We start from the raw sequence: 11,256 nt of genomic DNA on the forward strand, positions 1-11,256 counted from the left end.
ATTCTTAAGCGGGACCCTCGCGCAGCCACGGTCGTGGCGCATCTGGAATTCGTGTCCTCGCGCATTCCGCGTGAGTGACAAGGCGCTCATTCTTCCGGCGGCGCTGCGCGCGCCGTCGCGGTAGTTCTTCAAACCGTGGGCTCTTGCGTTGGCTTTTTGCCGGGGATGTCGCGCTGCTCACCCTTTCCGGAGACGATCATGCTGGTTCAACCTTACGTATTTTTCAACGGGCGTTGCGAAGAAGCGCTCGACTATTACTGCGCGAAACTCGGCGCTCAGGTGACCTTCAAGATGCGCTACAAGGAGGCGCCGCCCGATCCGCAAAACCAGCCGCAGCCGGGTCTCGAAGAAAAGATCATGCACGCTAACGTGCGGATGGGTTCGACCGACTGGATGGCCTCCGACGGACATTGCGATCCCTCAGCTACGATGAACGGCTTCAGCCTGTCACTGACCGCCGACGACGCCGCCTCCGCCGAAAAATACTTCAATGCGCTCGCCGACGGCGGCCAGGTGACGCTACCGTTTCAGCCGACTTTCTGGAGCAAGGGCTTCGGGATGGTGGTCGACCGCTTCGGTCTCATGTGGATGGTGACGGTACTGGAGGGTTGAGCGTGGCGGGCGTGGCAGACGCAGAAGCAAGCGCAATCCCACCCCGCGCTAAACCTTCCCCAAAATCCCCGAACGCCGTTCGATGTTCCAGTTCGGCTCGGTTTCCAGCAACCGCTCCCGCAGCCGGTCCACCTGTTCGGCCAGCCGCTGTCCGAGCCAATACGGACCCTGAAATTCGGGCGGCAACTCGAGCGCCGCGTCGCCATGCCTCTGCGCGAGCGGCGACGCGGCCGGAATGCCGAAGTGGGTCGCCCGGCCAAAGCGCAGGCCACGCGCCATCGCCAGCAGAATCGAGCGCACGGTGCGCACTTCCACGCCGCATTGCTCGGCGTAGGCGGCGCGCACCGTGGCGTCGGCGTGCATCAGCGGACCCGTGGCGAGCAACTCCAGCGAACTGAGCACCGAGCGGTGCAGCCGCTGAATCTCTTCGAGCTTCGACTGCGGCACGTCGATTTCCTTCGCCACCGATGGCATCAGCGAACGCAATTGCACAAGCCGCTTGTTGATCGCCAGAAAGCGCTTGACCTGCTCTTCCTCGCTGATCGTCTCGCCCTCCAGCAGCCGCGTGTAGACGCGCGCGCATTCGCGCAGATTCGTCGCGAGCCCGTAGCGCCACGAATAGGTGGCATGCAGCGGCAGCGCAAACGAAAACGCCAGCGCGATCACAATGCCGATCAGCACGTTCAGCGTGCGCCACAAGCCGACGTCGATCAGATTGTCGCCGTGACCCGCGACGATACACATGGTGATCGCGGTCAACAGCCCGATATAGCCTGACGAGCCGATCGCGAACCACGCGCAGATGCCCGCGACGATCGACATCGCCACATAGGTGAGCGGCGCCGACCCAGTGAGGTTCTGCAACACGATCAGCGCGAGCCCGATCGACGCTCCGAGCAACGTGCCCGCCGCCCGTTCGGCCGCCTTCTTGCGGATGTTGCCGTGATGCTGCAAGCCGCCGATCACCACCAGCAAAGTGACCGACGACCAGATGCCGTGCGGAATATCGATCCCGGTGGTCGCCAGAATCGAAACCAGCATGGCCAGCCCAACGCGCAGACTGTGCAGCACCTTGGCGTGGCGATAACGGTAGTAAGGCGACGTAACCGCGCGAACCATCCGGCTGAGCGCCGAGCGGCGTGGAATCACGGTGTGGGAATCGGCAGAAGCCATGGCGGCGCGCTCGATGCGGTGAAGGTCGGTCCTGCTATCCTGCCCTGGAGTGGCGCTATAAGACAAACGCCCGCACACTTTCGTGTGCGGGCGTTGCAGTCTTCAAGCCGTCGAACCACGTGAAGCGGCGCGACGTAAAGCGGTCATGATCAGCTTTCGACCACGTCCAGATAGTCTTCCGGACGGGTACGGTCTTCGGCGCGCTGCATGCCGGCCGCGCGCACCAGCAGGCTCACCACCACCGCCACCACCAGGTTCACGATCAGCGACCACACCGCCGCGTAGCCCGGGATCGCCATGCCGAACAGGTGGATCGTGAAGATCGAGCTGGCCAGCTTCAGCGAAATCGCCATCCACGTGCCGGTTGCGATGCCGACCGCCCAGCCGATCAACAGGCCGCGGTAGTCGAGCACGCGCGTGTACAGACCCAGCACGATCGCCGGCAGCGTCTGGATGATCCAGATACCGCCGAGCAGCTGCAACTGGATCGCATACGTGAGCGGCAGGCCGAGAATGAACGCCACCGCGCCGACCTTGACGATCAGCGAGACCAGCTTCGCGACATTGGTCTCCTGCTCATGCGTCATGTTGCGGTTGACGAACTCCTTGTGGATGTTGCGCGTGTACAGATTTGCCGCCGCGATCGACATGATCGCCGCCGGCACCAGCGCGCCGATGCCGATCGCCGCGAACGCCACGCCGACGAACCACGACGGGAAGTAATGCAGGAACAACGCCGGTACAGCGAAGTTCGGGCCGAACGCCTTGAAGTACGGCGCGAACTCCGGCATGTCCTTCACACCCGAGGCAAGCGCCATGAAGCCGAGCAGCGCGAGCAGGCCGAGCACCAGCGAGTAAGCCGGCAGCATCGCCATATTGCGGCGGATCGTGTTACCCGACTTCGACGACAGCACCGCCGTGATCGAATGCGGGTACAGGAACAGCGCGAGCGCCGAACCCACCGCGAGCGTCGCGTACGCGCTGTAGCCATTCAGGCTCGAGACGTCCGGCGCCTTCAGCAGCAGCTTGGCCGGCGGCACCACGCTGAAGATGTGACCGAAGCCGCCCAGTTGCGGCGGAATCACGATGACCGCGGCGAAGATCGTGATGTAGATCAGCACGTCCTTGACCACCGCGATCATGGCCGGCGCGCGCAGACCCGAGGTGTACGTGTACGCCGCCAGAATCGCGAACGCGATGATCAGCGGCAGATCGCCGACGAAGCCCTTGGTGTCGAAACCGAGCGCGCCGATCACCACTTCGATACCGACCAGTTGCAGCGCGATGTACGGCATGGTCGCGACGATGCCGGTCACGGCGATCGCCAGAGCAAGCATACGGCTGCCATAACGCGCCGAAACGAAGTCAGCCGACGTCACGTAGCCCTGACGTTTGGCGATGCTCCACAGTTTCGGGAACACGACGAATGCGAACGGATAGATCAGGATCGTGTACGGCAGCGCGAAGAAACCGGTTGCGCCCGCACCGAACACCAGCGCCGGCACGGCGATGAAGGTGTACGCGGTGTACAGGTCGCCGCCCAGCAGGAACCACGTGACGATGGTGCCGAAGCGCCGGCCGCCGAGGCCCCACTCTTCCAGATGCGCGAGATCGCCGCGCCGCCAGTGGGCCGCGACAAAGCCGAGAATCGTGACGCCGATGAAAAACAGAACGAAGACGAAAGTTGCAATGGCGTTCATTATTGTGCGCCCCCCTGCGGACGGCCGCTGGAGCGCGTCTTGGTCTTGAAGTACACGAGCGCAGTGATGACCGCGCTGATCAGCACCCACAGGAGCTGATACCAGTAGAAGAACGGAAAGTCGAACAGCACCGGTTCGACCTTGTTATATGACGGCACCCAGATCATCGCGATCCAGGGCAACAGCAGCAACCAGAGCCAGTGCTTGTTGGCTTTGTTCGCGTCGGCGTCGTGAGCCATGACGTCTCCTCTTCCCTATTATTGAAATGTTGGCCCGTGTTTGACGGGAGGTGGATCCCATAGCGGATAGCCACGGGCGCCCCGAAAGCTTCGAAAGAGTATAGGAGTGGCGAATGCGCGGTCAAGCAGGGACGACCCCAGCACGACCGTGCGTTCAGGGACTGGCGGGACGCTGTTTCAACGGGCGTATTTGAAGCGCTGCAGCGGCACGCGTAAGGCCGCGCGGCTTGGGTCTGACAGGCCGGGCCCGCTTCGCGAGGAAGAGGACCGGCTGTTCAATGCGCGATGGATGACGGCGACGAGCGTCGCGTGGGCGCAACGGCAAGCAGCGCGCCGACGGCGGTATTCAGTTCATGCACTGCTTTGGATCGAACCGCCTTGCGCGGTCCGACCGCTTAGGCCCTCGGAATCAGACCGAGAACGAGACGCCGGTCTGCCCGGTCGATTCCTGCAGACCCTTGATCCACTTGCGCGCGGGCAAGCCGAGTTCCGCTTCGATCAGTTTGGCGCGCGCTTGCAGCGCCGTGAACGGCACCGCGAGCGCCGGACCCGAGAAAGCGATCGCGATGCGGTTGCCGTCGTGCACTTCCGGCAGCGCGACCACGCGGCCATCGAAGGCTTCGTTCAAACGCTTCATATTGCGCACGAAGCTCGGGTGATCGCCGAACAGGTTCACCGTCACCACACCCGCCTCGGTCAGGCACGCACGCACCGCACGATAGAAGCCGACGCTGTCGAGCACCGGACCGCGCGCGGTCGCATCGTAGACGTCGATCTGCAGCGCGCCGATCGTGCCGTGGTTGGCGCGGTCATTGACGAAGTCCCATGCGTCGGTTTCGTGCACCGTCAGACGGGCGTCGTCGTGCGGCAGCTCGAACATCGTGCGCGCGGCCACCACGACCGCCGGGTTCACTTCCACTGCCTCGACCTTCGCGCGCTTGAGGAAGCGGTGCGCGAACTTGGTCAGCGCCGCGGCGCCCAGACCGAGCTGGACAATGCGCTTGGGCGTTTCGATGAACAGCAGCCAGGCCATCATCTGCTGCGCGTATTCGAGTTCGATGTGATCCGGCTTGCGCAGACGCATTGCGCCTTGCACCCATTCCGTGCCGAAATGCAGGAAGCGCACGCCGCCCTCTTCCGAGAACGTCACCGGCGCAAAACGCGGCTTGCGCGGCGCTTCGATTTGCGGCGCGTCGTGCAGATCGTCGTCGTGCGAAACGCGCTTTTTGTTGCGCGTGACGTTGTGCTCTTTCTGCGTTTTCTGTTTGCCGCCGGCGACGTCAGCGTCACGGTTGCGGAAGGCACGCGCTTCAGCCGAAGCGCGCTTGATCAATTTCGTCATGTAAGGATGTCGCGCCAAAGACGCAATTTTTGGTCGAACGAGAGCATAGCATTCGCCGGACTCGACGAAGGCAATACCAGGGTGACGTAGCCCGCCGCGCCGATCACCGGCGCGAAACGGCCCGCCGTCTTGCCGTTGAAGCAGACTTTCGCGAGCTTCGGCGCGTGGGCGCGCAACGAAGCGAAATCATTCGGACTGGCGTTGCGGATCGCCGCGTCGAGACTGCCTTCGCGCGTGCAGGCGGCGAGCACGTCCCACACGCCGATGCCGTGTGCGAGCACGCGGCGCAAACGCTCTTCGTAGGTGAGTTCGGCGAGCGGCTCGTCGAGCACGATGCCGAGCAGGCGCCAGAACTGGTTGCGTGGATGCGCGTAGTACTGCGTCGCGGCAAGCGACGCCTCGCCGGGAAAACTGCCGAGAATCAGCGTATGCGTGTCCGCGGCGACGACGGGAGGAAAGCCGCGCAGCATCAGCGGCTCCGTTCGTCGGGCGTGCGCGTTGCGGGATGCGCGCGCGATGCGGTGTGCTCGAGCGGACGGCCGTGTTCGCGCACCCGCGGATGCGCCAGCCACTCTTCCGATTTGCTCGCGCCGGGCAGGGTCGCCAGATGCGTCCATAACGCCGGCAACATGCATTCGGTGACCATCAGCGGCGCACCGTGGCGCTCGAATACCGAGCGGCGCGCAACCAGCGCGTGCGGCGGCGGCCCGTCGACCTCACGTGCCGCGAGGTGATAGAGCGGATGCCGGGCGGTCAACCTGCGGCTCACCAACGACGAACGCGCCACACTGCTATCGCTATACAGGAGCTCGGCCAGCGGCCGCGTGCGCAGGCGCCGCATGGCCTGCCACACGCCCGCGCTCGCGGCGAGCGGCGCGATGCTATGCGCGGCGACAAACGGCACGCCGTCGACCGACAGCGCGACTTCCCGAACCCAGACCGGCGCACGCGGCGCAAGGCCGAGCGCGGCGCTCTCGTCGGCCCACGGCAGCGCGACGCCTTCACGCGTCACGCGTACCGCGACCGCGCCGAGCGCACGCAGATGCGCGGTCAGTGAACCACCGCGGGTCAGCCAGTCTTTCTGGGCGGCGCTCAAGCCGGATAAGGGCGCGACGCGCCAGTGGGCGTCGGCGGCATCGAAACGGATAGACATGGTGTCGGATTATAACGGCGCGGCTGTCGGATCATTCGCCAACGCGCAGACCCTTCCCTTCAGCAGATTCCATCGAGTCCGACACCGGTGGTGCAGCACTTCCACCGGCGCGTCGATTTCAGATAGTTCCGATTCTCCGCGGCGCGCGTCGCGCGATAAAACCTCCGTGCTTTGCAAAGCCGGCCGCCCACGATCGAATGGCGCGCCACGTGAACGAATAATCAAGGAGAAAACACGAAGATGAAGAACATTCTGGGCACAACCGCATGCGCGATCTCGGTCCTGCTGGTGGCGGGTTGCGCGGCTCCGCTGAACCGCGATACGGAGACATCGTTGAACAAGGCCGTCGGCATCGAGGTGGCGCCGGTCGCCGGCGGTGTCGCGGTCAAGCTGCCCGAAACCGCCCTGTTCGATTTCAACAAATCCGACGTGCGCAGCGACGCGGCCGCGGTCATCGATCGTTCGGCCGTGCTGCTCAAGCGCAGCAAGAAACCAATTATCGTCGAGGGCTATACCGACAATGTCGGCACGCTCGAATACAACCAGCAACTGTCCGACGCGCGCGCGACCGCAGTGGGCTATGCGCTGGTGGCGCGCGGCATCGCGATGAACCGCATTCGCACGAAGGGCAACGCGTACAACGATCCGGTGGCGAGCAACGATACGCCCGAAGGCCGCGCGCTGAATCGTCGCACTGAAATCGTCGTGCGTGGCGAGACGATGGAGACGTTGATGGGGAAGAAGTAACCAACGGCCATTTCGCGGCCGCCTTCAAATAGAAACCCGGGCGCGTGTGAGCCCGCCCGGGTTTCAGCTAGCGACAAAATCGCGCAATGCTCGCGCGACCTCGTCGAGCACCGTGTCCCAACGCTCCAACTCGCGCTGCCTGAACAGACGCGCCGACGCATACCAAGGACTATCGTCGCGCTCCGTCATCCAGCGCCAGTCGGTGAACGTGGGCACCAGCACCCAGACCGGCGTGCCGCATGCGCCGGCCAGATGGGCAACCGCCGTGTCCACCGTAATCACCAGATCGAGCGACTGCACGATGGCCAGCGTGTCGGCGAATGTGCCGATCTCCGGCCCGAGCCTGTGCATGCCGATATCCGCGCACCACGCCACTGCCTCATTCTGTGCCTCGCCCTTTTGCAGCGCGAACCATTGCACGCCGGTCTGCTGTAGAACCGGCAGCCATTGGCGCAACGGAATCGACCGGTAGCGATCGAGTCCATACGCCGGATTGCCGGCCCAGACAATGCCGACGCGCTTTCCGAGCGGACCGCGCGCATCTGGCGGATCGAGCGCGTCGAGCCGGTTCTGCCAGCGTTGCATCTGCGCCGGTTCCGCTCGCAGATAAGACGTCGCGAGCGGCAGCATCGGCAGATCCAGCTTCATATGCTCCGGCATTCTGAGCATGCGGCACCAGTAGTCGTACGGTCCGGGCGGCGCGGTGGTCCACGCGGCATGCACGCCGGCCGCTCTGCGCGCCACTTCGCCCAGCGGAGCCTCGACCCAGACGTCGACCTGCGCGCCGCGCCGATGCAACCACTCGGCCATGCGCAAGAACTGCAGTTGATCGCCCAGCCCCTGCTCGCCGACGAGCAGAAAGCGGCGGCCCGTCACCCGCTCGCCTTGCCACTCCGGATAAGCCGGGCGCACCAGATCGTGATTTTCCGGCAGGGCCTCGTGCCAGCGGTATTGCTTCCAGCCGTTTTCGTAGTCGCCGGCGCGCAGTTGTGCGGCTGCTAGATTGAATTGCATCAGTGGATGATCGGGCATCAGCCGCGCGGCTTCGACGGCATGCGCATGCATTGACGGAAAGTCTCCCAGCATATTGAACGCAAATGACGCGTTGTGATGCAGCCAGCCGTTGTGCGGATCGATGCCGAGGCCGTCGATGGCGACGCTGATTGCATCCCTGAAGCGCTCCACGCCGTTCAATGCAAAGGCCACCTGTTGCAACGCGGATGCGTCGCCGGCGAAGCGGGCGCGCAGCTCGGCGAGCACGCAGTCGATTCCCGCACCGCGCTGCGCTCTCGACAAAGCCGCGATCAGTTCGAGCGCGTCCGCCGGATGCGTCGAGTCGAGCGTCCACGCACGCAGCCAGTAGTCCGCTGCGTCCTGATAGCGTTCGAGCTCCGTACTGATTTGTGCGAGCGCGCGAACGGCATGATGCAATGTCGGCTCGAGTTCGAGCGCCTCGCGGTAGTGCCCGCGCGCTTCGACGAGACGCTTCGACAGCTTCAGGCAATCGCCGAGATTCCGATGCAGGCTCGCGGTGCCGCCACCTAGATCCATCGCGCGATGGTAAAACGCTTCGGCCGCCATCAGCTCGCCGCCCAGCGCGGCGATCAAGCCGCGATGCTCCCAGATATCCGCGCGCTCGGGCGCGACGCTCAATGCCTGATCGAGATACTCGCGCGAACGATCGGGCCGATCGACGCGAAATGACGCGAGGCCGAGACGATGGAGCGCGTACACGTTGTGCGGTTGTTCGGCGAGAACGCGCTCGTAGCCGGCGATCGCTTCGTGATGGCGCCCTGCGGCGAAGCAGGCGTCGGCACGCGCGGTGATCGCGCCAACATCGTTGGAGACGCTGGTGGGGAGTGGGAATTCGGGTTCGTGCATCAAAGTCGATCAGTTGCGTGAGTTGCTCAACCTGCCGAGGCTTGCGCCGCTCAGGCTGTCCGGTCCGGCGTCATCATCGTCTTCAGACGCGCGGCCACCCGCTCGACCGCCGGTGCCCACTGTGCGGGCTGCGGCTGTCGGAATAGTTCGACCGAGTCATACCAGGGCTGCGTCTCTTCGTTGCCCCACGACCAGTGCGAGACGTGATCGAGCATCGCGAGCACGCGATGCCCTAATGCGCCGCCGAGATGCAACGGCGCGCTGTCGATCGTCACCAACGCGTCCAATGCGGTGAGATGCGCCGCCACGTCGTCGAAGCCGTCTTCGTAACCGCCGGTCAGATCGCACAGGCGAAAACCTTGCGCGGCCAGCGCCGTCACATCGGCGTGGCGTCCGGGCGTGAGCGGATGGAATACGACATCGGGCAGCGTCAGCAGCGGCGTCAGCGCCGCAAGCGGAATCGACCGCTTGGCGTCGCGCCGATGCGTCGGGCTGCCCGACCACACGAGACCGACGTGCCACATCGCATCGGGCGCGTGCGCGCTGATCCGTTCGCGCCACGCCGCGACCTTCGACGCATCGGCCTGCAGGTAGGGCGCGCCGCGAACCTGCTCCGGCTCGATACCGAGCACGAGTGGCAAGCTCATGAGCGGCAAACCGTAATCCGGTGAGCCGAGCGGACCTTCCTCGATCGACACGCAATCCGCGTAGAACCGCGCAAACAGCGGTTGCAGCGCGCGACGCACGGCAAGCACCAGCCAGCCGCCTTCGTCACGCACGCGTGCCGCCAGATGCGGAACGAAGCGGACCATCTGGATGTCGTCGCCGCTGCCCTGCTCGCTGTGCACGACCAAGGTCTTGCCGGCGAGCGCCTCGCCATGCCAGCGCGGACACAAACGCCTCATCACGCTGACGACGTTGTTCTGCGCACGGTCTTCGCGCGCGAGACGCGCCTCGAATCGCGGCCACGCGCTCGACCAATCGCCGCGCCGCAATTCCAGGTCCGCCAGATCGACCGCTGCCTGCACCGCTGACGGATCGATTGCGAGCGCCGCACGCAGCGCCGCCTCGCTGTCCTCGTAGCGCGCCTGCTCGTTCAGATACATGCCGATGGCGGCCAGCACGTCCGCATCGCCGGGCGCGACGGCGTCCACGGCGCGCATGGTGGCCTCCGCCGCTGCCGCGTCGTTGCACTGCCATTGCGCGTGGCTGAGTTGCCAGGCCATCTCCGCATCGGCGGGATTGCGCGCAAGGCTTTCGCGGCAGATACGCTCGAGCGCCGGCCAATCGCGCATCTCGCGCAACGCGAGCGCGAGTTGCAGCGGCAACGCCGGATCGACCGCGGGGTCGAGCGCATACGCCCTCGACAACGCCGCGCGACGCTCGTCCCGCGCGCTCGTCTCGGGCAGCGCTGCCAACGCGATCGACAACCACCACGGCGCGCGCGCGTCCTGCGGCGCTCGACGCTCATAGGCACGCAAGATTCGCGCGGCCGCCGACTGCGCGCCGCATGTGTCGATCAACCACACGACCCAGTCGATCGTTGTTTCGACCGGCTGCGCGGCCACGGCCTGCTCGCTGTCGCGCTGCGCAGCGCTGGTGTAGCCGAGCGCATCGGCGAACAGCGCGACCCGCGCGTGGCGCGCTCCGTTCGCGCACGCTTGCGCCTGCGACGCGCTGTGATACGCGTCTTCGAAACGCCCCGCGCTCGCGCACAGGTCGGCGTGCAACTGCGGCGTCGCGCCGGCCACAGCGAATTCGACTGCGCGACGCGCAGCGGCATCGAAGCCTTGCTCGCGCAGGATCAACCACAGGAGATGAACGGAATCGAGAGGTACTGCCAGGGTGGAGTCGGACATGGGAATTCAGAGCGTTGTGGTTGTCATGCGCGAAGGCGTAATCAAAAAAATAGGACCTGGTGCTTTCAATGCTTAGAGACTGGAAATAATCCTGCAAGCTTCCGAATAAAAATCGCGCGAGCATAAGACGAAACCGCGCTTTTATATCTCATAAACCAATCTCAATTTAATGGCATTGATTCTATTTAGTTAGTTAACCATAATTAATTTTGGTCGACTACGAACGGCATCCCGCTAGTCGATCCAGGTTGACTCACTACAACAAAGGAGCATCGTTTGAATACGGCAAATCAGAAGGAAACGTCCGACCGCATCGCTCATCTGGCTGCGGCCGTTTTACGGCGCGTAGGTGTCGCGCAATTGGAAAAAGAACTGGCAGGCTCGGCGCTGGCGCAACACCACACGTCGAAACAGACCAGCAAGGCCATCGGCAGTCTCGCCGCGAAAGTGCTGGCCGATCACACTACATGTCACGAGGCAAAAGAGCTGGCCGGTAGCGTGCTCTCGCAAGTGCGTCATCTGGAGGGGACGGCGCCCGCGCGTTGAGCCA

Annotated in this window: 11 protein-coding genes; 3 read left to right on the plus strand and 8 right to left on the minus strand. The window is 64.4% G+C overall.

The features are described 5' to 3' along the window. Window positions 1-198 precede the first annotated feature (198 nt). Window positions 199-612 (plus strand): VOC family protein, encoded by a 414-nt coding sequence (locus PQR42_RS42220; RefSeq protein ID WP_408392982.1) that lies wholly within the window; start codon window positions 199-201, stop codon window positions 610-612. Window positions 613-660: 48 nt separating this feature from the next. Here the strand turns inward: PQR42_RS42220 and PQR42_RS42225 are convergent, their stop codons facing one another. The 6 genes from PQR42_RS42225 to PQR42_RS42250 form a co-directional block, all read right to left on the minus strand. Continuing rightward, complete coding sequence (locus PQR42_RS42225) at window positions 661-1,785, minus strand: FUSC family protein (protein WP_408392979.1); 1,125 nt, start codon at window positions 1,783-1,785, stop codon at window positions 661-663. A 149-nt stretch (window positions 1,786-1,934) separates the two neighbouring features. Then, window positions 1,935-3,485 (minus strand): monocarboxylate uptake permease MctP, encoded by a 1,551-nt coding sequence (gene mctP, locus PQR42_RS42230; RefSeq protein ID WP_408210285.1) that lies wholly within the window; start codon window positions 3,483-3,485, stop codon window positions 1,935-1,937. After that, window positions 3,485-3,724, minus strand: a complete 240-nt coding sequence (locus PQR42_RS42235; RefSeq protein WP_408210282.1) for a DUF3311 domain-containing protein — start codon at window positions 3,722-3,724, stop codon at window positions 3,485-3,487. The genes mctP and PQR42_RS42235 overlap by 1 nt, the downstream gene beginning before the upstream one ends. A gap of 409 nt (window positions 3,725-4,133) precedes the next feature. Further along, window positions 4,134-5,066: a class I SAM-dependent methyltransferase gene (locus PQR42_RS42240; protein WP_408210279.1), complete on the minus strand. Its 933-nt coding sequence runs from the start codon at window positions 5,064-5,066 to the stop codon at window positions 4,134-4,136. Then, window positions 5,063-5,536: a DNA-deoxyinosine glycosylase gene (locus PQR42_RS42245; protein ID WP_408210276.1), complete on the minus strand. Its 474-nt coding sequence runs from the start codon at window positions 5,534-5,536 to the stop codon at window positions 5,063-5,065. Before PQR42_RS42245 ends, PQR42_RS42240 begins: the two co-directional genes overlap by 4 nt. After that, on the minus strand, window positions 5,536-6,219 hold the full coding sequence (locus PQR42_RS42250; RefSeq protein ID WP_408392975.1) for a chorismate--pyruvate lyase family protein: 684 nt from the start codon (window positions 6,217-6,219) through the stop codon (window positions 5,536-5,538). The genes PQR42_RS42245 and PQR42_RS42250 overlap by 1 nt, the downstream gene beginning before the upstream one ends. A gap of 240 nt (window positions 6,220-6,459) precedes the next feature. Between PQR42_RS42250 and PQR42_RS42255 the strand changes: the two genes are divergently transcribed. Then, window positions 6,460-6,966, plus strand: a complete 507-nt coding sequence (locus PQR42_RS42255) for an OmpA family protein (protein ID WP_408392972.1) — start codon at window positions 6,460-6,462, stop codon at window positions 6,964-6,966. A 63-nt stretch (window positions 6,967-7,029) separates the two neighbouring features. On the opposite strand, the gene PQR42_RS42260 is transcribed toward PQR42_RS42255, so the two are convergent. Beyond that, window positions 7,030-8,847 (minus strand): tetratricopeptide repeat protein, encoded by a 1,818-nt coding sequence (locus PQR42_RS42260; RefSeq protein ID WP_408392969.1) that lies wholly within the window; start codon window positions 8,845-8,847, stop codon window positions 7,030-7,032. A 50-nt stretch (window positions 8,848-8,897) separates the two neighbouring features. After that, on the minus strand, window positions 8,898-10,706 hold the full coding sequence (locus PQR42_RS42265) for a hypothetical protein (protein WP_408392966.1): 1,809 nt from the start codon (window positions 10,704-10,706) through the stop codon (window positions 8,898-8,900). Window positions 10,707-10,982: 276 nt separating this feature from the next. Here PQR42_RS42265 and PQR42_RS42270 point away from each other — a divergent pair, with 276 nt between their 5' ends. Then, entirely contained in the window at window positions 10,983-11,252 is a 270-nt protein-coding gene (locus PQR42_RS42270; RefSeq protein WP_408210262.1) for a hypothetical protein, read from the plus strand. The last annotated feature ends 4 nt before the right edge of the window (window positions 11,253-11,256 follow it).

Source organism: Paraburkholderia sediminicola, assembly GCF_046027355.1.
Lineage (GTDB): Bacteria > Pseudomonadota > Gammaproteobacteria > Burkholderiales > Burkholderiaceae > Paraburkholderia > Paraburkholderia sediminicola_B.

What these genes read in the sequence shown, in the direction of transcription:
- PQR42_RS42220 (WP_408392982.1), top strand. Translation starts at nt 199, where the DNA reads ATGCTGGTTCAACCTTACGTATTTTTCAACGGGCGTTGCGAAGAAGCG.
- PQR42_RS42225 (WP_408392979.1), bottom strand. Translation starts at nt 1,785, where the DNA reads ATGGCTTCTGCCGATTCCCACACCGTGATTCCACGCCGCTCGGCGCTC.
- mctP (WP_408210285.1), bottom strand. Translation starts at nt 3,485, where the DNA reads ATGAACGCCATTGCAACTTTCGTCTTCGTTCTGTTTTTCATCGGCGTC.
- PQR42_RS42235 (WP_408210282.1), bottom strand. Translation starts at nt 3,724, where the DNA reads ATGGCTCACGACGCCGACGCGAACAAAGCCAACAAGCACTGGCTCTGG.
- PQR42_RS42240 (WP_408210279.1), bottom strand. Translation starts at nt 5,066, where the DNA reads ATGACGAAATTGATCAAGCGCGCTTCGGCTGAAGCGCGTGCCTTCCGC.
- PQR42_RS42245 (WP_408210276.1), bottom strand. Translation starts at nt 5,536, where the DNA reads ATGCTGCGCGGCTTTCCTCCCGTCGTCGCCGCGGACACGCATACGCTG.
- PQR42_RS42250 (WP_408392975.1), bottom strand. Translation starts at nt 6,219, where the DNA reads ATGTCTATCCGTTTCGATGCCGCCGACGCCCACTGGCGCGTCGCGCCC.
- PQR42_RS42255 (WP_408392972.1), top strand. Translation starts at nt 6,460, where the DNA reads ATGAAGAACATTCTGGGCACAACCGCATGCGCGATCTCGGTCCTGCTG.
- PQR42_RS42260 (WP_408392969.1), bottom strand. Translation starts at nt 8,847, where the DNA reads ATGCACGAACCCGAATTCCCACTCCCCACCAGCGTCTCCAACGATGTT.
- PQR42_RS42265 (WP_408392966.1), bottom strand. Translation starts at nt 10,706, where the DNA reads ATGTCCGACTCCACCCTGGCAGTACCTCTCGATTCCGTTCATCTCCTG.